Source organism: Achromobacter aloeverae, assembly GCF_004121055.1.
In the GTDB taxonomy this organism is placed as follows: domain Bacteria; phylum Pseudomonadota; class Gammaproteobacteria; order Burkholderiales; family Burkholderiaceae_B; genus Bordetella_C; species Bordetella_C aloeverae.
Map to the genome: position 1 here is coordinate 437,521 of NZ_PYAL01000001.1, position 21,273 is coordinate 458,793.

The window sequence follows — 21,273 nt, forward strand, 5'->3', positions numbered from 1 at the left end:
GGCGCCGCGCAGGCAGGCCTTGCCACGCCCGCCGGGCCGCTGGCCGCGGCGGCCGTCGGCGAGCGCCCGGCCGAGGCGGGCCCGGGCACTGGCACGGGCGCCCGGCCGGCGATGCCGCCGGTGGCCGATCGCTGGGCCATCCAGCTACAGATCGGCTCGGTCCGCGCCAATGCCACGGACCCCTGGCTGGCGATCGGCCGCATCACCCGGGCCACGGGCATGGTGCTCCAGGCCACCGGCTTGCGCCTGCCGGTAGGAGCGGCCTGCCGCATCGAAATCGCGCCCGGCCACGACCACTGGGCCGAGGCGGAAGTGGTCGGCTTCGACGGCCACACGCTGTACCTGATGCCACAGGCCGATATTTCCGGGCTGCCGCCCGGCGCCCGCGTGATGCCGGGCGACCCGCCGTTGCAACGCACCATTCCCCTGCCGCGCAAGGCCATACTCAACGGCAATGCCAAGCCCGCGCTGGGCCGCCATTTGCCGGTCGGCAACGCCCTGCTCGGGCGTGTGCTGGACGGCGCCGGCCGGCCGCTGGACGACTTGGGCCCGCTGCACGGCGCCGAAGCCGCGCCGCTGGCCGCCCTGCCGATCAATCCCCTGTCACGCGCGCCCATCGACACCGTGCTGGACGTCGGCGTGCGCGCCATCAACGGCCTGCTCACCGTCGGGCGCGGCCAGCGCATGGGCCTGTTCGCCGGGTCCGGCGTCGGCAAGAGCGTGCTGCTGGGCATGATGGCGCGCTACACCAAGGCCGACGTCATCGTGGTGGGACTGATCGGCGAACGGGGCCGCGAAGTCAAGGAATTCATCGAGCACAATCTGGGGCCCGATGGCCTGGCGCGCTCGGTGGTGGTCGCCGCGCCCGCCGACGTCTCGCCCCTGCTGCGCTTGCAGGGCGCGGCCTACGCCACGCGCATCGCCGAACACTTCCGCGACCAGGGACTGGACGTCCTGCTGATCATGGACTCGCTGACGCGCTATGCCATGGCGCAGCGCGAGATCGCCCTGGCCATCGGCGAACCCCCGGCCACCAAGGGCTATCCGCCATCGGTCTTCGCCAAGCTGCCGGCCCTGGTGGAGCGGGCCGGCATGGGCTCGCCCGGGCCTGGCGGCAAGGCCGGCTCCATTACGGGTTTCTATACCGTGCTGGCCGAGGGCGATGACCAGCAGGACCCCATCGCCGATTCGGCGCGGGCCATCCTGGACGGCCACGTCGTGCTGTCGCGCCAGTTGGCCGAAGCCGGCCACTACCCCGCCATCGATATCGAGGCATCGATTTCGCGCGCCATGAACTCGCTCATCACCGTCGAGCAGTTCGCCATGGTGCGCCGTTTCAAGCAGGTCCTGTCGCGCTACCAGCGCAACCGCGACCTGATCGCCGTGGGCGCCTACGCGCCCGGCCACGATCTGGCGCTGGATGACGCCATCGCGCGCTATCCGCGCCTGGAAGCCTTCCTCCAGCAGAACGTCGGCGACAGCGTCACCTACGACACCGCCATCAAGCAATTGCAGGCCACTTTCGGCCCGGGAGCCTGACATGCCCAGTAAATTGCCGTTGGATACCCTGATCGGCCTCGCCAAGGACAACACCGAGGAGGCGGCGCGCCAATTGGGCCGCCTGCACGCCGCGCGCAACGACGCCGAACGCCAGCTGGCCATGTTGCAGGATTACCGCCAGGACTACCTCCAGCGCCTGCAACACGCCATGGTAAGCGGCATGTCGGCGGCGGATTGCCACAATTATCAGCGCTTTATCGGCACTTTGGATGACGCCATCGGGCAGCAAAATGCTGTCTTGACGCAGGCCGAGGACCATCTGGCCAAGGGCAAGCTGCGCTGGCAGGAAGAAAAACGCAAATTGAACTCCTTCGATGCGCTGGCCCAGCGCGCCGCCAACGTGGAAGCCCGCGCCGAGGCGCGCCGCGAACAGCGCGCCAACGATGAATACTCGGCCCGCCTGGTGCGAGGCCACGCCGGCATGCACTAGGGCTTGTTCGCAAGCCCTGGCGGACGCCCTGGCAAAACCACCGCAGTACATCCGCCGTAATACGTCCGGATCACGTAGCACCGAATCACAGGAAGCCGTTATGACCGCCGCCGCGACGACTTTGCTCAATATCATCGCCCCGTCCACGCCCGTTCCACCGACCGGCAGCGCCAGCCGCACTACGTCGGGCAACAACGACGCGCGCCCCGCGTTCTCCGACGTGATGTCGCGCCAGCGCGGCGCCGCGCGGCAGGACGACGGCAATGCCGCGTCGGGCGCGCCGGCCGCCAATTCCGGCTCCGGGACGGCCGCGCAAGCGGGCGCGAAAACCCCGGCGGCAAGCGGCGACAAGCCGACCAAGGCCGCGGCGGGCGACGCCGACAAGGATGCGGATACCGCCGCCGATGAAGCGGCCGCTGGGGCCGATGCCGCCGCGCCGACCCTGAGCCAGCAGGCGCTGGCGATGGCCGCGCTGGTGGCGCAGATTACCGCCCCGGCGCCCGCGCCCGTCCCGCCGCAGGCCGCTCCCGCCGGCGACGATGCGGCCGACGCGCTCGCCGCCACGCTGGCCGCCGCCGCGACCCCGGCCGCCACGGTTACGCCCGCCGCGGATGACAAGACCGCCGCGCCCGCCGCCCTGCCCGCCGTGTTGACGGCCGCGCCCGCCACGGATGACGCTGCCGCCGAGACCGCCCCGGCCATCGCCGCGGCAGCGTCGGCCACGCCCACCGCAAAGGGAACGGCCGCCGCCCAGCCGGCGCAGGCCGACCGCAACGCCGTGCCGCTGGCCACGCAGGACGGCGCCGGCTCCGCGACGCCGGCCACCGCCCATGTCACCAGGCAGGCGGTGCGGGCAGCCAGCGCCGACGCCGACACGTCAGGGCAGGACAGCACCAGCAACCTGGCAAAACCCGCCCTGCATGGCGCCGCGGCCAGCGACGCCACGGCCACGGCCTCGAACGTCCCGAACGCCCTTGGCGCTCACGAAGCCCTGGCCAACGCCGTCGCCGCCAGCCAGGCGCCGGTCACCGTGCAGGCGGCGCCCGCCACGACCGCGCTGCATGTCGGCACGCCCGTCGGCCAGCCGGGCTGGGCCGCCGACCTCGGCAAGCAGGTCGTGGTGCTGTCGAACAACGCACAGCAGAAGACCCAGACGGCGGAACTGCGCCTCGATCCTCCGGACCTCGGCCCCTTGCGCATCACCCTGACCCTGAACGATGGCGTGGCCCAGGCCTCCTTCGTGTCTTCCCACGCCGCCGTGCGCCAGGCCGTCGAAGCGGCGCTGCCGCAACTGCAGCAGGCGCTGTCCCAGGCCGGGATTTCTCTGGGGCAGACCAATGTCGGCGACCAGGGCGCCCAGGCTGGCTTCGCGGCCAGCGACCAGGGCGGCCGCCAGGGCCAGTCCGGCGGCGGCGAGGCATCGGCCCAGGCCGGCGGCAGCGCCAACGACACGGTCGTGGCCACGGTGCAAACGCGCCGCGCCGCCAATGCGCTGGTGGACACCTTCGCGTGAAGTCCTTGCACGATGGTCCTTGCACGACGGCCCGTGCCGGGCTTGCGCCCGGCATGTGACGCGCGATGGATGGCCCGCGCCAGGCAATAGCCTGAGATACACAGATTTCGCCCTGTTTTTCGCCTACCTCCGGCAAGGCAATTTGGGGCAGAATGTTTCCGGATACTCATAAATTCCGTTTTTCTCGGTAATTCAACTCACCGATCCAAGATGGCGACTTCCAAAACTCCTACCATGCCGTCGCGCAGCACCCTGCCCGTGCGTTCCGGCGGCGCCAGCCGGCTGCTGCGTCCCATCATCGGACTGCTGGTCCTCCTGATCGTCGCCGCCGCGAGCGTCGCCACGACCTGGATGATCACCACGCGCTCGCAGCGCCAGCAGCCCAACGCCGCCGTCCAGATCAACGTCGGCCAGGCGCAGCAGCAGCCCGGCGCGACGCCGACCACGTTCGTGCCGCCGCCGACCACGCCCGCCGCCGTGCCCGCGCCCATCTTCATCCCCATCGAGCCCTTCACCGTCACGGTGCAGAGCGCGAACACCGAGCGCATGCTGCACGTCGCGCTGACGCTGCGCGTGAGCGACGAGCAGACGCGCCAGCGCATCGAAAAGTACATGCCGGAAGTGCGCAGCCGCATCCTGCTGCTGGCTTCGTCGCAGACGCCGGAAAGCATGCAGACGCCGCAGGGCAAGACCGACCTGGCCAACGCCATCATCAAGGCCGTCAACAAGCCGTTCTCGCCCATCCCCGATGGCCAGTACGTCACCGACGTCCTCTTCACGGCATTCGTGGTGCAATAAATGGCCTACGAGGCTTTTCTTTCGCAGGATGAAGTCGACGCCCTGCTCGCGGGGGTCACCGGCGAAGACGACGGCAAGACGCAGGCGCAGGAAGAGCAGGCAGGCGTCCGCGCCTACGACCTGAGCTCCCCCGAGCGGGTCGTACGGCGCCGCATGCAGACGCTGGAGCTGATCAACGAACGTTTCGCGCGCCACATGCGCAACGTGCTGTTGAACTTCATGCGCCGCAACGCCGACATCACGGTCGGGTCGATCAAGATCATGAAGTATTCGGATTTTGAACGTAACCTGCCGGTGCCCAGCAACCTGAACATGGTGCAGATGAAGCCGCTGCGCGGCACCGCCCTGTTCACCTACGATCCCAACCTGGTATTCCTGGTCATCGACAGCCTGTTCGGCGGCGATGGCCGCTATCACACCCGGGTCGAGGGGCGCGACTTCACGACGACGGAACAGCGCATCATCCGCCGCCTGCTGAACCTGACGCTGGAAAGCTACGGCAAGTCCTGGGACGCGGTCTATCCCATCGAATTCGAATATGTGCGTTCCGAGATGCACACGAAGTTCGCCAGCATCACCGGCGACAACGAAGTGGTGGTGGTCACGCCCTTCCACATCGAATTCGGCGCGACGGGCGGCGACCTGAATATCTGCCTGCCCTATTCCATGATAGAGCCGGTGCGCGACCTGCTGACCCGCCCCCTGCAGGAAAACACCCTGGAGGCGGTGGACCAGCGCTGGGCGACCCAGTTGTCGCGCCAGGTGCGCAGCGCCGACGTGGAGCTGGTCGCGGAATTCGTCACGCTACCCTCCTCGATCCGCGACCTGCTGGCGATGAAGGTGGGTGACGTGCTGCCCATGGAAGTCCCCGAAATCATCACCGCGCGCATCAACGACGTGCCGGTCATGGAGTGCGGCTACGGCGTCTTCAACACCCAATACGCCCTGCGCATCCAGAAATTGCTAACTCCCAACGATACCGATACCGAGGCCCCTGAATGACTGATCCGAACGCCGAGAACACAGCCGGCGGCACCAGCCCCGCCGCCTCCGGCGCCGACGACTGGGCCGATGCGCTGGCCGAGCAATCCCGCGCCGCCGCGCCGCAGACCCAGGCCGATGGCCTGAAGGCCGCGGAAGACCCCTGGGCCGCCGCCATGGCCGAGCAAGGCGCCGCCACGTCCGCCGCGCCCAGCCCGGCGCCGCAGTCCGCCGCCAAGTCCGTCTTCAAGCCCCTGGCCGGCAGCACCGAAAAAGCCACCACCGACATCGACCTGATCATGGACGTGCCGGTGCAGCTGACGGTGGAGCTGGGTCGCACCCGCTTGACCATCAAGAACCTGCTGCAGCTGGGCCAGGGCTCGGTGGTGGAACTCGACGGCCTGGCCGGCGAACCGATGGATATTTTCGTCAACGGCTACCTCATCGCCCAGGGCGAAGTGGTCGTGGTCGATGAGAAGTACGGTATCCGCCTGACCGACATCATCACCCCGTCCGAACGCATCAACCGCCTGAACGGCCGCCGTTGATCCTGTCATGACCTCGCCCGACGTGCTACGCCTGTTCCTCGGCCTCGTGCTGGTGGTAGGCGTGATCCTCGCCTTCGGCTGGCTCGCCCGCCGTGGCGGCCTGGCCGGACGGACGCGAGGCCGCATGCGGGTCGTCGAAAGCCTGGGACTGGGACCGCGCCACCGCATGGTGCTGGTCCAGCTCGACGATACCTGGCTGGTCGTGGGCATCAGCGCCGGCCAGATGAATGTGCTGCACACGCTGCCCGCCGGCGCGCCCTTGCCGGACCTGCCGGTGGCGCCGGTCTCGGCGTCGGCCTTCGCCGGCAAGCTGGGCGAAGCCTGGCGTCGCCGCCACGGCTGAGGGTGCGTCCGCCTTGCGCGCTGAATTCCCTGCAATCACCGGCGGCACGGCCGCCACGCCAGAATCCGCCATGAGCATTTTCCGTAGTTGGGCCTATCTGTTGCGACGCGTGCGCTTCTCGCGCCGCGGCGGCGCCGTGCTGGGCCTGGCCGCCTTGCTCGCCGCCGTGCTAGCCCTGATGCCGGGCGTCTCCCTCGCCCAGGCCACGCTGCCCGCCTTGACGGCGACGCCGGGCCCCAACGGCTCCGAGACGTATTCGCTGAGCGTGCAGACGCTCATCATGCTGACGGCGCTGTCCTTCCTGCCGGCAGCCGTCCTGATGATGACGGGCTTCACCCGCATCATCATCGTCCTGAGCCTGATGCGCAATGCGCTGGGCACGCAGACCACGCCGCCCAACCTGGTGCTGATCGGCCTGGCGCTGTTCCTGACGGCATACACCATGTCGCCGGTGTTCGACGAAATCTACCAGAAGGCCTACCAGCCGCTGAGCGCCGGCTCCATCACCTTCGAAACGGCGCTCGAGCGCGGCGCCGGCCCGTTGCGGACCTTCATGCTGCACCAGACCCGGGAAACCGACCTGGCGCTGTTCGCCAACATGACCAACCAGCCGGCCATGGACACGCCCGCCAACGTGCCGCTGAAGGTGCTGGTGCCGGCCTTCGTCACCAGCGAGTTGAAGACCGCGTTCCAGATCGGCTTCACCGTCTTCATTCCCTTCCTGATCATCGACATGGTGGTGGCCAGCGTGCTGATGGGCCTGGGCATGATGATGGTGCCACCCGTCACGGTCTCCCTGCCCTTCAAGCTGATGCTGTTCGTGCTGGCCGACGGCTGGCACCTGCTGCTGGGCTCGCTGTCCCGCAGTTTCTATCAATAAGGCCCCCGCCGCACTCGCGAGTCCTCCGCCATGACCGACCAAACCGTGATGACGATGGCCTACCAGGCCATGAAGATGGTCCTTATCGTGGCCGGTCCGATGCTGCTGATCACCCTGGTGGTGGGCTTGATCATCAGCGTGTTCCAGGCCGCCACGCAGATCAACGAAATGACGCTGTCCTTCATTCCCAAGCTGCTGGCCGTGGCGGCCACGCTGGTCGTGCTGGGCCCGTGGTTGATGCAGACCATGGTGGACTACATCCGCCAGATCATGGAACAGATCCCCGGGCTGGTGTCTTGAGGACCGGGCCCGGATCGGCGCCATGATCAGCTTCACCCTCGATCAGCTGTACGGCTGGATCAACGCCTTCCTGTGGCCCTTCGCGCGGCTGCTCGCCCTGTTCTCCGTGGCGCCGGTATTCGGCGAATCGTCGGCGCCGTCGCTGCCCAAGATAGGCCTGGCGGCCATCGTGGCGATCGTGGTGGCGCCCGCCCTGCCCGCCTTCCCTGCCCTGGCCACCAGTTCCTATGAAGGGTTGTGGATCCTGGCGCAGCAGGTATTCATCGGGCTGGCGCTGGGTTTCGTCATGCGCATCTGCTTTTCGGCGGTGCAGACGGCCGGCGACTTCGTCGGCCTGCAAATGGGCCTGTCGCTGGCGACCCTGTACGACCCGTCCACGCACTCCAATACCGAAGTGCTGGCGCGGCTGTTCAACATCCTGGCCATGCTGCTGTTCCTCGTCTTCAACGGCCACCTGTTGATGCTGGACGTACTGGTGCGCAGCTTCACCATCCTGCCCATCGGGCACGACACCCTCAATCCGGCCGCCTGGATGGGCGTGGCGGAGCTGGGCGGCAATATTTTCTCCGCCGGCCTGCTGCTGGCCCTGCCGCTGATCGCGGCGCTGCTCACGCTCAATCTTTCGCTGGGCATCCTGAACCGCGCCGCCCCCCAGCTGTCGGCCTTCTCCGTCGGTTTTCCCATCATGCTGATGTCGGGCGTGGTGCTGTTGACCGTCATCCTGCCGCACACCCCCTCGTACCTCAACCAGTTCTACCAGGAATCGCTGGCGGCCATGGCGCGCATCGCCGACACCCTGGCCGCGCCGCGCGGCGGGCCGAACTGATCGTCCGCCCCCAGCCGGAAGGCCTGCGGCGCGTCGAAAGCAGCGCGGGGCGCCGTATGGACAGCCCCCCGGCCACCCCGCATGCCGATGACGCCCGCTACTTCATCTTGTTGGCGACTTCGCTTTCGAACGTCGGCCCCCCGTCGCGCGCGGTGTAGCGCACCGTCACGATGACGTCGTCCAGGCTTCCCAGAACGGCAGCCTGTTCGTCGGAAGCCGGATTGGGAAAAGTCAATTTCCAGTGCGAGGCCGCCCCCGTGCCCTCGAAAGGCAGGTAGCGCTCGTCGCCGAAACTCAAGGTGAACAGCCCACTGTCGTCCATGCCGGTGGACAGCGCGACATGCTGGCTGGCATTCAGGTTGCGGACGACATTGGGCGAGCCCGCATACGCCGATGCCTTGAGCAGGTTCGACATGGCGTCCGCGTCCGCCGCGCAAACGAAGGCGCTGCCGCTTTGCGCCAGCATCGCGCGCACATTCTGCAGTGGTCCGATTGCCGCCGGCAAGGTGACGGTCATGTTCAGGATGCGCCGCATGTAGTGGCTGGGATAGTCGCCGTAGAAATCGTTCTCCGAGAAGGAGAAGTCGAAGACCCCCGTCCCGACCGACGTTTTCCAGGCACTGTCGCCCATCTGCTTCTTGACGGAAAAGGTGCGGGTGATCTCCAGGTTGCGCGTATTCCGGCTGGCATACCATGCCGCCTCCATCTGCGTCATGGCGACCTGCAGTGTCTCGCCTGCCAGCATGCCCTGATGCTGGCTGTTCCAGACGCCGGCGTTGATGTATTGGGTCGTGAAATCCCCCAGCTCATACTGCCAGCACTTCTGCGCCAGCAGACACAAGCCCATGGTGGCGTCGTAGGCCTGGTAGTACAACGCACTCATCTGTCCCGCCAGCCACTGGTAAAGCGCTTCGTTGGTGTAGCGCCGGTTCAGGAACGCCAGCATCTCCAGCATCTGCGCGTGCTGGGATTCGGACTGCGCCCTGGCATTGCGCGCCGCCGCGATCTGGATCGTCTGGGTCTCGATCTGCAGCCGCAGATTCTTCACGTCGCGCTTGCACTGGTCCAGCGCCTGCTCCCACTCCTGTTGGCGGCGCTGATAGGACGCCATCGTCGCCGTCTGCGACCCTCGGAACGACGAGATCTGGCCCTGGATACTGGTGGCCGTAGCCAGGCCACGCAACGGCGCACCCCAGTGCATGCCGCCATTGGCAAGACCGAAGACGTTCGGCGCGGCATCCAGCGCCCCGGCCGATATATTCAAGCCCGTGGAAGCCAAGGACAGCGTTTGCGCCTCCTGCGCCAGGGACATTGCGGACAACTCGCCATCGGACAGCCCGACATCCACCAGCGCCTGGTAATAGTCCTGACGCTCGCTGGCCGAGGCCAGGCTCACTTGCAGCGACGCCAGGGTGCCCTGCGCGATATCGATGGCTTGCTGGTTCGCGGTCTTGGTGAAGGACCAAAGATCGATCAATTGCGTCTGCTGCAGCATTTCCTGCTGGCGGCCATCGATCGCGCCGCGATAGCCCAGCAATTGCTGGCCGAAGCCGCACAACACGCCGATCGCCTTCTGTGCCAGGCTCGAAAGCACGCTGTACCGATAGGGAGGATAGATACGCGGCACGCCTGCCACGCTCCCTCCCAAAGTGCCGCTGCGCGCGTCCCGGCGTAACAGCAGCTCGGGCTCGAGCGGCGTTGCGTAGGGCCCGATATCGATGGGATTGCCGTTGATATCCAGGTTATGCCGCAGGTTGTAGCGCCGGCTGTCGATAAGATCCCACAAGCCGTACAGCTTCCGGTTCACGGGCGGATGGAACAGCTTGGAGAAATTGTGGCCCAGCTGTGCCAGGCCGCCTACGTGAGGCGACAGGGACCAGGTTTCCGCGGCGGCCACCTTGTTCTCGAATGCCTCGATGGGCTCGACGTAGCCGGCCGAGATGGGTGGCGCACCCGCGCCGAAGACCGAGAGCTTTTGCGGCGCTGCCCAGTGTTCCGATGTTCTGGCATATGGCCGCTCACCCAGCACGGCATGCGCATAGGTGTAGTACTGCATGGCCTGGTTCAGGCTGTCCGGCGTCATGGCGCGGTAGTACTGGTCGCCGATATCCAGCAGCAGCGAGATATAGTCCATGTACGCCGCCGCGCGGAAATGCACGGGATCGAGATAGCTGACGGCATAGGGATCGGTGAACAGCGCGGGGGTCTTGAAAAAAGGCGTGACGGACGACGCCGAGCCGGGCGCGATGGGTACCACTTTCCAGTAATTGGGCGCCGAATCGCTGTCGTCGTCATCTTCCACCGCCTGCGCCTGCGCCCGCGGGTCGAAGATGCGGCTCTGCCAACGCAAGGCCTCCCTGAACTGGGATTGGCTGCGCAGGGTATAGGCCGTCAACGCGGGCGTGTGATAGAACAGCTCCCAGAAATACAAGCTGTTGGAGCCGTGAAAGTCCATCGGCTGCGGCGCGCCGCTGGCCGTATCGACGTTCGGCTCCGGGGTGTGCTGCGCCTTCCAGTTGTACAACTCCGGCAGGCCCAGGTTGGCGTCGTGGATCAATGTCGACGTAAAGAGCGTGTTCAGGCGGACATTCGGATAAGTGGCGCCTTCATCGGCGTCCAGCACGCGGCCCGATGCGATGCCCGAGGCGGCTTCGGTCGCCTCGGCGAGATCCTGGCCCGATTTTTTGACGAGGCGCCTGGTATCCAGCAGATTCAGTAGTTGCGCTTCGCCCTCGGCGGGGTCGCCATCCGTCGCGACCGTATGGTCGATGACGGGAACCGTCATCTCGTTCAGCGGCCAGCCGTGATACGCCGTCCAGAAGGCGCGCCGCAATGAATAACGGTGGGTTGTCTCGCCCTCGATGTCGCCGGCAACGAATTCGACGCTCGTGTAAAGGTATTGAGGATCGAGCCGGTTTGCCAGGTTGAGTTTCGTCTGCGTGAACTGCACGGTGTCCGCCGAGGCCAGCGCGGTGTACGGCCCGGCTTCCGCCAGCTTGGTCAGCTTGTCCACGCCCTCCCATCCGCCCGTCGTGGACGTGTAGAGCCTTATATAGTATTGCCCCTCATCCGCCACCTGGGCCTTGAGATCAAACGGCCCCTGGGGCAAGGTGTTCCCTATCGGGTTATTGCCATTATTGTAATTTGGTGTCGCGAACTGCTTGTAGCCGCCGCCCTGCACATCCACCCAAAATGAAAAATTGGAGTAGTCGAACGTCTTGCCGTCATCCCGCAGATTGCGCGGCGGAACGTTCGCGATATGACCCTCTGTATTCAAGAACGGACCGAACTTGAAATGGATCTCATTGGGCCCGTCCACCGGGAACGCCGACCGATAATTGAACTTCGCGTAATAGAACTTTCCCCCATCGGCCGTCTGCCCGTTGCAATAGAACGCCGGAAACCGCGTGCTCTCGAACGGCGGGCTGCCCCTGTACGGCAGCGGCGTCAGCATATAGGCGGGGTCGCTGCTCTTGCCCCGTATATATGCTTCCCCATCCCACGAATCCAGGTCTATGTAGTAATACCCTTCGATGTACTGATCGGAAAAATAATAGGCGACCACGTTCGACGATTTGGCAACCGCGCGCACGCCCGGCCTGAATTTCAGGAAGGCCTGATCGTTCTTCGCGTCCAGGACCACGGTGTTTTCCAGGTAGCCAGCCTTGACGTTCTTGACGCCCACGGTCTTCGCATCCATGAGCGGCAAGGGTTTGTTCAACCGCAAGGTTTCGCTGTCCGGCAGCGGCACGTCGGTCCGGTCGAACATGAGCGCGCGCGAGGTTTCCGGGGTGACGTCCACCGATATGGCGACCTGCACCCTGTCCTGGCACGTCAGGTCTCCCGCCAGCAGCGTCCCGACAGAGACAGGCTTGCTATCCTTCTCGACGATATTGGGGCTCGTGTCGCCGCCATTGAATTTCGCGAATGAGTCCAGGATCGGCGTCACCAGCGCACTGGTGACAGCCGACGTTTCGGTATCCACTTGAGGCGTAGTCGCCTGGATGTCCTTCATCCAGGGATCGATGCGGCACACCAGCCGTCCATGTACAGGGGGGGCGGCAATGGCATCAGTGCCTGTCGATTTGTAATTGACGTACAGCGTCGAATACAGGCAGGCGCCGCCTCCATTTTCGAAATACTCAAAAGCCGCCGTCGAACACGGAGGCATTGCTTCCGGAGTGCTGCTGTTGTACCAAAACAAGGAACCGGTGTCCGTCGATCCCCCGCTTTTGCCGCACACGGTCAGCGTTTGCGGCGAACTCCAGCTGCCGTCGAATTTCTCGTAGGCGCAAAATGCCGTGATGGTGACAGTCGCGGTGCTGGACTGGTCCCAGGTCACCGTCCTTTCGAACCACAGCAGGAAGATCCGCTGGTTGAACCGCATGATGCGTGGGCGGCCCATGACGGCGTCGTCGTCCAACGGAACATCTATCTTCCGCCAGGGCGTCCAGGCATTCGGCGCCGGATAGCCATCATCATCGCAAAACTTGTAATCACATTGCCGCCAGTAGTAGCTGCGAGGATCCCTGCCGTCCCGTCCGACAAACAGCATCTTTCCCAGATCGACCAGATCGCCGTCCAGGTAGCCGCTGATCACCGACAAATTGGCGACATCCTCGAACCCGTTCAAATACAGCTGTATGGCGTTCAAGGTGGTCTCGTCATTGACCTGGCCCTGGTTGATGTTCGTCACCAGGCCGTCGAACTGGTCGGTGCGATCCTTGCGCAAGGTGGGCACCAGATAGTTTTCGGGATAGACCTGCAGCATGGCCTGGGCCGCCCAGGTATCGTACTGCCCCATGTAGTCCTGCCAGTAGGTGAGCTCGGGCAGCAGCGTGTCGCTGGTCGTCCAGCTCACGCCCGCATAGCCCGGCTCGACGCCCGCCAGGATGGCGGAGATATATTGCTGCAACGACGCGATGGCTTGTGCGACGCGCGTGGTGCTGGGCTGCCACCCCACGTCCAGATCCATCAGCATCAGCTGGTTGGCCATATCCGGCGGGAGCCGGTTGACCACGCCGTCCGTGACCTTGACGGATAGCAGATCCAGGGCGCGGCCGCGATAGACGGATGCCAGGGCATCCCTGCCGCGCTCAGCCAATTCCCCGAGGACTTGATCGATGTTCACTGACATGGGCGGACTCCTTGACTGGTCGATCGCCATTACCGCTCTTTGCACAGGACGGGGATCACGCCGCGTCGCCCGCGTTGGGCGGCACGTAATCCAGTGTCGCCATAAGACCCGCGGCCGCGGTTTGCCAGGTGACGAAATCGCTATCCACCGCCTTGGCGGGATCGGCCGGTGCCTGGACGAAATTGAGCGCGGCCAGGGATAGGATCTGGCTCAGCTTCAGCCCCGTTTGATCCCCCAGCCCCATGAGGGCGAGCACGCGGCCCATCTGCGTGGTGTCCTGCAAAGTGCCCTTGACCCCCTTGGCCGCCTGCGTGACCCAATCGGCGTATGCCTGCATCGTCGATGCATCCAGATTCAGTTGCCGCGCCAATTCGGCGCTGGCCTTGTCCGTTTCGGGCGTGTCCACGTTGTAGTCCTGCAGGTACTGCAGCACATCATCTTCATTCCCCACGCGCTGGCACCACAGGAGGTAGCCGTTGAGCGCATAGAGGCACGGCAAGGAATGCATCCACCAGGTGGGCGCGCCGCTTTTAGTCGCCGCCAGCCCGAACCAAGGCGCGTTGGCGAGCCCCGCCAGGCCGGCTGGCGTCAGCGCATAATGCTTCACCAGCAAGGCATGATGCGCGTATTGATTCAAGATGGGCATCAACGGCCCCAGATCGGCGGCCGTCGGCTCCGGCGCCATCTCCAATATCCCCTGGCACGCATGCAGGAAACCGTAGCTGGCGTTGCCGCCGAACGCGAGCAGCATGTTGTGCGCAGTAGCCATATCCAGCCCCAGCGCCTCGCTCAGCACGCCATCGCTCACGCCGTACTGGCGGTGTTGCGCGGCGGTGAAGTTGTCCAGCAGGGACTGGTACTTCAAATCGCCTTCCGCGGTGCTGTCGAGGGTCAGCGTACTGTCCCTCAGCGCTTTCGCAATGGCGGCCTGACGCGCCGCGGGCGTCTCCACGCCTATCAAGCCAGCGGTATCGGCGAGGTCGTCCAACTGGACCACCTTGCTGTCCTTGACGATCTGCACCCAGTCGATGGCGACCGGCGTTGCGGAATCGTCTTGCGGAGGCAGCCCCAGCGTTTCGATGGCGCTCAACTCGAACAGCGCGTTGGGCAGCAATTGGGCCACGTTCTTCAACACCGCCAGATGCGCGGCCGTCGCCGCCGGCACGGGAAAGCCATCCGTGAGCGACGCCGGCACAAGGTTCCCGAAACCCGCCGGCGTCAATCCTTGCAAGCGTATGAAGGACACCAGCTCGGCCAGCGCGAGCAGCGCATCCAGCACATCCCGATGTGTCGTCACGATCTTCCCATCGGCGCCGATGTCGCTGATGGAGCCGACGTCGCTCGATAGCGCGTCTTTCAAAAGCGACCCATCAGGCAGGCGCGCAAGCAACAGGAACAGGTCTCCCACCGAGACCCTGAGGCAAGACGCCACGCGGGTCCACCGGAAGAGCGCGGACAGGACAGGCAGCGTGCGGTTGAGCACGCCGCCGGCCAGCTTCTGCTTCGCCGACACGCTTGCCGCCACCAGCTGGAAGTCCGCCTCGGTGATTTTCAACGCCGCGCAGAGCTTGCCCACGATGCCGCCGTCGCTGCCATCGGCATAGTTGAACGTGCTCTTGGCGCTTCCTATGCATATCGGCGCCTGGCCGGGGGCGGCGTTGAAGATGCGGTCGAAGTGCGATACCCCGTCTTCCACCGCGTATGGCGACACCGACGCGAGGATGGCTGCCGCGTCCTCGCCACTCAAGCCATAGGCCCGCGACCACATTCCATGAAAACCCAGCATGCGGAGCGTGTTCCGGTCGATCACGCCTGCGTGGGTGCTGTCCGCGGCCATGGCCGCTTTCAGGAACGTGTCGAGCTCCTCCGCGGGCAGACCGGTCCACTTGCGCAGGCGAAACATGCGGTTGAAACGAAAGAAGTGTCCGTCGTCGGGCACACCCCCGCTACTGGTCCCCAGCGCATCGCCGACGGAGACGGTCTTCGAATCGGCCAACGTGAGCGTCGATGGCGTCGTCACCAGGAATACCTGTTGAGCGCCGCTGATAAACGTCGCGCCATAATGGGCGGGGTCCGCGACCAGTCCCGTGACGTCGGCATCGACATTGGGAGTCAGCGTGACCGTGCTTCCCTTGACGCCGTTGCCGTTGACGCAAAGCATCCTTCTCACATCCCCGGGCGCCTGGCCGGTCTGATCCGCCAGCGTCGCCACATTGCGCAGGTCCTGCTGCGGATCCGCGCCGTCCGTGGGCGCGTCCAGGCCATAATTGGTTTGATACCAATTCTGCTGCGCAAACCAATCCCAGCCGGATACGTCCACCTGCTGGGAGACCAGCAATCCACGATCCGGCGACAGCCCGTTGGAAGCAAGTAGCGCGTTGACCGTGCTGGTCCTGGGCGCGCTGGTGGAAATGATGCTGGCGGGCATTGCCGGATCCGCGGCAAGCACAATATCTCCAAGGGTGACCTTGCGCGCGGCCAGGGCGGTGACGATCTGGTCGTACGGTTTGTGATAAGGCAGGGTCGGTCCCGGGTAGTACACGCGCGTCAGCAGCGCGTCGTTGTCCAGCGCTGTGGACGCGCCATTCGTATACCCTTCCAGCAATTCGCCTTTGGTCGTCGAGAGGTAGGCCTGCAACGCCTCGCTCACCAGCGATAGCTTGCTGACGATCTGGTTGACCGACCTATCGTCTATCGCCAGGTCGGCGAGATCGGGACGGCGCTGGGCCAGCAAGACCCGGTCCTGGAGATTGTCGCTGGACATCGTCTCCGTGCGCGTGGCAACCCAATACAGGTTCGCCAGGTAAGCCGCCGGAGAATTCGAGTTCGAAATATCGCCCGGCTCGGCGAAGGGATTGAGCATGGGAAACTGCATCGCCCAATTCGGCCGGTTGCCGACAGGCTGGTCAGTGTACGGATAGTTGTTTCCCGCCTCGGTGAGCAAGCCCGCAAGGTTGTAGTTGGCCGCCTTGTAGAGGCGAAGCAGCCGCTCCTGCGCCGACAGCGCCAGGCGGTAGACGCATTTCGCCTTTTCCGCCGATCCCACGCGTGCGGCGTAGTCGCGCAGGAAACCCGCCTCATCGTGCGAAACTATGGCTTGTACCGAGGCCAGGCCCAGGGCTTCCAGCGTTCCCTCATCCAGACCGCAATGCCGCTCCACGGCACGAATCGCACCCGTCATTCCCGCCATCATGCACACCCCGCTTCCGGATTGTCATCACGCGGGTGGACTCCCGCGCGCCTCGTCGCGTAGTCACCGCCGCCCCACTCACGCACCGGAGCGATGCTAATGCGCGGTCGTCATCGCCACTTGGCGGTCCATGCATATTTGTTTTGGAAAGCTGCACTGTTTCATCACAGTGACGCCGGCTGCCACCCGGGAACGGCGTCCGCCCCACCGCGTAGGCACGCAGTGGGCTACGGGAGGGAACGCTCCTCGAAAAGAAAAAGCCCCGTCCTCGGGACGGGGCTTCAGGGAAGGACACGTTGACGCGCGGCGGAGGCGGCTGTCGTTGTGCCCTGTTTCGCGGCGTTGACGGACCCGCGAAGGTCCGCCGTTACCACCTTGTTGTTCAAATACTGAATTCGGCGTGAACTCGTGTCTATGTCACTGCGCCACCAGGGGCGTCGCGTAGCCGGTGCCGCCCAGCTGCTGGGCCGGAACTTCGATGACCTGGCCCTCGTTGAGCTTGAAGATGGCCACGGCCTCGGCCAGGCGCTGCGCCTGTTCCTGCAGGGAGCCCGCCGCGGCGGCCGCCTCTTCCACCAGCGCCGCGTTCTGCTGCGTCACTTCGTCCATCTGCGATACCGCCCGGTTGACCTGGTCGATGCCGCTGGACTGCTCTTCGGACGCCGCCGAGATCTCGCCCATGATGTCCGTCACGCGCTTCACCGATGTGACGATTTCCTGCATCGTGGCGCCCGCGCGCTCGACCTGCTGCGAACCGGCGCCCACCTTGGTCACCGAATCCTCGATCAGGCCCTTGATTTCCTTGGCCGCCTGGGCGCTGCGCTGCGCCAGCGAACGCACCTCGCCCGCCACCACCGCGAAGCCCTTGCCCTGCTCGCCCGCCCGCGCCGCTTCCACCGCCGCGTTCAGCGCCAGGATGTTGGTCTGGAAGGCGATGCCGTCGATCACGCTGACGATCTCCGAAATCTTGCGCGAGCTGGCCGAAATGCCCTGCATCGTGCCGACCACCTCGTTCACCACCACGCCGCCGCGCTCGGCCACGTCCGACGCGCTGGCCGCCAGCTGGTTGGCCTGGCGCGCGTTGTCCGCATTCTGCTTCACCGTCGAAGCCAGCTCCTCCATCGACGCCGCCGTCTCTTCCAGCGAAGCCGCCTGCTGCTCGGTGCGGCTGGACAGGTCCGTATTGCCGGCCGAAATCTCGCGCGAACCCACGTTGATCTCTTCCACGCCCCGGCGCACCGACGATACCGTGCGCGTCAGGCTCTCCTGCATGCGCTTGAGGGCGGCGTAAAGCTGGCCGATTTCGTTATGCGAGCGGACATCGACGCGCTGCGTCAGGTCGCCCGCCGCGATCTTCTCGAAGTGCTGTCCGGCATCGACCAACGGGCGCACCACGACGCGTCCGAACACCACGCGCGACACGATCGTCAGCAGGATGGCCACGAGCACGGCAGCCCCCACGGCGATCAACGCCAGGTCCAGGCTGTGCTTGGCCTGCTTGTTGGTCTCGTCCTGCTGGCCGTCGATGTACTTGGTGAACTCGTCGATGGCGTCGATGAAGGACGCGCTGCGCGGCACGCCATATTCCGTGTTGACCATGTAGAACGTGCTGTAGTCCTGGCTGCGCAGCGCTTCCACCATGGTGTCGATGCCGTCGTCGATATACGAGCGGTAGCGGCGCACCAGGTTCATCGACAACTGGCGGCCGGTGTCGTCTTCCAGCATGTTCTTCTGGAAATCGGCGAAGTTGTTGCGCACCTTGGCCAGCATGTCGTTGGCCTGCTTCAGCGTATCGGCCGCATCGCGCTTCGCGTTGTCGACCGCCGACTGGCTGGCGCCCTCGACGGCCGCATCCTGCAGGCTGCGCGCCGACATCAGCAGGGCGACGCGCGCACGCAGCATATTGCCGTTGATCACCTGCACCTGGGACACGCGATCCGTCAGTTGGCCCAGTTCCAGCACGGCGTGATAGTTCTGGTTGAGGAAGAAAGCCGCCATGCCACCCACCGCCGCGATCAGCAAGGCGAATATGGCCAACACCATCATCAGCATGGAGCCTACGCGCACGTCGCGGAACGCGAATTTGCGCTTCACCTTGGGCGCGCGCGTCTTCTTCCTGGTGGCCTTGGACTTGCGGCCTGACTCGGTGATGGTCTCCATGTGGCTTCTCCGAAACTATCCTGTAATGCTGGTAAAGGCCGCGCCCCGCCATTACGCGGCGGGCGCGGCCGCGATAACGCCCTTAATGCGGCGTCGCGGCTTTCCCATCGGACACCGGCGTGGTGACGGGTCCGTTCCCCGGGATGACTATCGGCATCGAAGCGGGCTCTTCCGCCGGTGCCTGCGCTGCGGGAACCGGCACGTCCGCCGGCGGCGGATCGGCCGGCACGTACACACCCAGCAGCTTCTGCCGGCTATCGCCGGGCAGAATGACGTTGTCGGAGTCCACCAACCGGATCAGGCGCCCATCGGCGCCGAACTGCAACACGGTGGATTTCCGGGCATAGATGGCGTCGGGCACCAGCGAGAACTTGTAGTCCCAACGGGCCAGCGTGGTGCCATCGCTCTGCGGATATTGCTGGGTAGGCGGCGCATTGAAGGCACGCGTCGCCTCCATCATGGTCGACTGGCCCGGCACCAGCGAGGCAACGCGCTCGTCGGTGTAATAGCGTCCGGTCGTGAAGGAACATCCGGCCAGCGCCATGGCGCCGGCGACCGTTCCCGCGCAGGCCAGGGCGCGCATGATGCGGAGGAGTCGGGTGGCGGCCATGGCGTACGTGTTCCTAGAAGGATTCCCAGTCGTCATCGCTGACGCTGGCCGTTGCCGCCACCGGCTTGCGCGCGGCCGTTGCCGTTGCCGTCGCCGTCGCCGTCGCCGCGACGGGCGCCGCCGTGGGCGCGCTGCGCGTCACCCGGGCCGCGGGCTTGGCCGTCGCAGCCCGGGGGGCGGCGCCGGCCGCCGTGCCGGCAGCAGCAGCGCCAGCCGTGGCGCGTCGCACGGGCGCCGCTGCCCTGGCGGGAGCCGGGCTGTCCAGGCGGGGAACATCCGCAGCCGGAGTCGCGGAAGCCGCGGTATCCGACGCGGAGGGCGCGGGCCTCGCCGGCGCCGAGGGCGCGGCCATGCGCGGCGCGGCGGGCGCCGCCAGGCGCTGGGCCGCTACTTCAATCACCTGGCCTTCGTTGATCTTGAAGACGGCCACGGCCTCGGCCAGGCGCTGCGCCTGTTCCTGCAGGGAGCCCGCCGCGGCGGCCGCTTCTTCCACCAGGGCCGCGTTCTGCTGCGTCACTTCGTCCATCTGCGAGACCGCCCGGTTGACCTGGTCAATGCCGCTGGACTGCTCTTCGGACGCCGCCGAGATCTCGCCCATGATGTCCGTCACGCGCTTGACCGACGCCACGATCTCCTGCATGGTCGCGCCGGCGCGTTCGACCTGTTGGGAACCGGCGCCCACCTTGGTCACCGAATCCTCGATCAGACCCTTGATTTCCTTGGCCGCCTGGGCGCTGCGCTGCGCCAGCGAACGCACCTCGCCCGCCACCACCGCGAAACCCTTGCCCTGCTCGCCCGCCCGCGCCGCTTCCACCGCCGCGTTCAGCGCCAGGATATTGGTCTGGAAGGCGATGCCGTCGATCACGCTGACGATCTCCGAAATCTTGCGCGAGCTCGCCGAAATGCCCTGCATCGTGCTGACCACTTCGTTCACCGCCGAACCGCCGCGCTCGGCCACGTCCGACGCGCTGGCCGCCAGCTGGTTGGCCTGGCGCGCGTTGTCCGCATTCTGCTTCACCGTCGAGGCCAGTTGCTCCATCGACGCCGCCGTCTCTTCCAGCGAGGCCGCTTGCTGTTCCGTGCGGCTGGACAGGTCCGTATTGCCCGCGGAAATCTCACGCGCGCCGACATTGATTTCCTCGACCCCCCGGCGCACCGTCGCGACCGTCCGGGTCAGGCTTTCCTGCATGCGCTTGATCGCGCTGTACAACACGCCGATTTCGTTGGTCGTGCGCACGTCCACCCGTTGCGTGAAGTCGCCCGTCGCGATGCGGTCGAAGTGATCGCCGGCCTCGCGCAGCGGACGCAGCAGCATGCGGCTGATGAACAGCCAGCAGGCAACCGTCAGCACCAGGGCCAGGACGACCATGATCACCGTCACGACCTGCGAACGGGCAAAGTCGTTGTGACCGCTGTCCATGAGCTGGTCGGTAGCCTTGTCCATGGCGTCGAAGAAGGCCTGGAAGGAACGGTCCACGTCGTCGTTGGCCGCCCGCGCCTGGTCATTGGTCTTGGCAAAGGCGTCGCCATCCTTGCCGCGCAAGGCGGCAGCCTGTGCGTCCATCACGCCGCTGATCTTCCGATAGGCGGCATCGACGGCCGACACCATGGCATCGGTGCCTTCCATCTTGGGTGACTTCGAAAAGACATCGAAGCTCTTGGCAGCCTTGGCCTGGTAGCTCTTGGCCCGGTCGACATTGGCCACCGCCTGGTCGCCATTGCCGTCCTTCAGGAACTGGTACGAAGTCGCCAGGATCAGCCGCTGGCGCAAGACGCTGACGTAGGTGCTATACAGCTGCGTCACCTGGTCGGTGTACACCATATTGAGCTCGTCGCCCTTGGTGTTTATCGACCGCAATCCGACCCAGCCGAAGCCGTTGGACGTCAGCATGGCTATCATGTACGCGGCCAGGACCAATACGATGCTGGTCCGGATTTTCATATTCGAGAGCATTCTGTCTTTCTTTATCGCCAAGAACCGCGTCCGGACGGAGGGC

At 65.6% G+C, this 21,273-nt stretch carries 15 protein-coding genes; 10 read left to right on the forward strand and 5 right to left on the reverse strand.

Annotated features, from left to right (window positions below; genetic code table 11):
• Window positions 1-111: 111 nt before the first annotated feature.
• The 10 genes from fliI (at window position 112) to fliR (ending at window position 8,179) form a co-directional block, all read left to right on the forward strand.
• Window positions 112-1,539 carry a flagellar protein export ATPase FliI gene (fliI, locus tag C7R54_RS01960; RefSeq protein WP_129149398.1) on the forward strand — a complete coding sequence of 476 codons (1,428 nt, stop codon included), beginning with the start codon at window positions 112-114 and terminating at the stop codon, window positions 1,537-1,539.
• A 1-nt stretch (window position 1,540) separates the two neighbouring features.
• Window positions 1,541-1,990 carry a flagellar export protein FliJ gene (gene fliJ / locus C7R54_RS01965; RefSeq protein WP_129148509.1) on the forward strand — a complete coding sequence of 150 codons (450 nt, stop codon included), beginning with the start codon at window positions 1,541-1,543 and terminating at the stop codon, window positions 1,988-1,990.
• A 100-nt stretch (window positions 1,991-2,090) separates the two neighbouring features.
• Complete coding sequence (locus C7R54_RS28785; protein ID WP_158021125.1) at window positions 2,091-3,503, forward strand: flagellar hook-length control protein FliK; 1,413 nt, start codon at window positions 2,091-2,093, stop codon at window positions 3,501-3,503.
• A 210-nt stretch (window positions 3,504-3,713) separates the two neighbouring features.
• Entirely contained in the window at window positions 3,714-4,301 is a 588-nt protein-coding gene (fliL, locus tag C7R54_RS01975) for a flagellar basal body-associated protein FliL (RefSeq protein WP_129148510.1), read from the forward strand.
• The gene (gene fliM, locus C7R54_RS01980; RefSeq protein ID WP_129148511.1) at window positions 4,302-5,303 is read left to right on the forward strand and encodes a flagellar motor switch protein FliM; all 1,002 of its coding nucleotides are present in this window, start codon (window positions 4,302-4,304) and stop codon (window positions 5,301-5,303) included.
• Complete coding sequence (gene fliN, locus C7R54_RS01985) at window positions 5,300-5,830, forward strand: flagellar motor switch protein FliN (RefSeq protein WP_129148512.1); 531 nt, start codon at window positions 5,300-5,302, stop codon at window positions 5,828-5,830. The genes fliM and fliN overlap by 4 nt, the downstream gene beginning before the upstream one ends.
• 7 nt (window positions 5,831-5,837) lie before the next feature.
• On the forward strand, window positions 5,838-6,173 hold the full coding sequence (fliO, locus tag C7R54_RS01990; protein WP_129148513.1) for a flagellar biosynthetic protein FliO: 336 nt from the start codon (window positions 5,838-5,840) through the stop codon (window positions 6,171-6,173).
• A 178-nt stretch (window positions 6,174-6,351) separates the two neighbouring features.
• Complete coding sequence (gene fliP, locus C7R54_RS01995; RefSeq protein WP_129149400.1) at window positions 6,352-7,053, forward strand: flagellar type III secretion system pore protein FliP; 702 nt, start codon at window positions 6,352-6,354, stop codon at window positions 7,051-7,053.
• A gap of 30 nt (window positions 7,054-7,083) precedes the next feature.
• Window positions 7,084-7,353: a flagellar biosynthesis protein FliQ gene (gene fliQ / locus C7R54_RS02000; protein ID WP_129148514.1), complete on the forward strand. Its 270-nt coding sequence runs from the start codon at window positions 7,084-7,086 to the stop codon at window positions 7,351-7,353.
• Between the two features lie 22 nt (window positions 7,354-7,375).
• Window positions 7,376-8,179, forward strand: coding sequence for a flagellar biosynthetic protein FliR (gene fliR / locus C7R54_RS02005; RefSeq protein WP_129148515.1), 804 nt, complete (start codon window positions 7,376-7,378; stop codon window positions 8,177-8,179).
• Window positions 8,180-8,276: 97 nt separating this feature from the next.
• Here the strand turns inward: fliR and C7R54_RS02010 are convergent, their stop codons facing one another.
• The 5 genes from C7R54_RS02010 to C7R54_RS02030 form a co-directional block, all read right to left on the reverse strand.
• Complete coding sequence (locus C7R54_RS02010; protein WP_129148516.1) at window positions 8,277-13,316, reverse strand: Tc toxin subunit A-related protein; 5,040 nt, start codon at window positions 13,314-13,316, stop codon at window positions 8,277-8,279.
• 55 nt (window positions 13,317-13,371) lie between these two features.
• On the reverse strand, window positions 13,372-16,497 hold the full coding sequence (locus C7R54_RS02015) for a Tc toxin subunit A (protein WP_158021127.1): 3,126 nt from the start codon (window positions 16,495-16,497) through the stop codon (window positions 13,372-13,374).
• Between the two features lie 426 nt (window positions 16,498-16,923).
• On the reverse strand, window positions 16,924-18,666 hold the full coding sequence (locus tag C7R54_RS02020) for a methyl-accepting chemotaxis protein (protein ID WP_129148518.1): 1,743 nt from the start codon (window positions 18,664-18,666) through the stop codon (window positions 16,924-16,926).
• An 82-nt stretch (window positions 18,667-18,748) separates the two neighbouring features.
• A complete protein-coding gene (locus C7R54_RS02025) occupies window positions 18,749-19,276 on the reverse strand; it encodes a hypothetical protein (RefSeq protein WP_129148519.1) in 528 nt (175 codons plus the stop codon).
• A gap of 13 nt (window positions 19,277-19,289) precedes the next feature.
• Window positions 19,290-21,230, reverse strand: a complete 1,941-nt coding sequence (locus C7R54_RS02030) for a methyl-accepting chemotaxis protein (RefSeq protein WP_129148520.1) — start codon at window positions 21,228-21,230, stop codon at window positions 19,290-19,292.
• Window positions 21,231-21,273 lie beyond the last annotated feature (43 nt).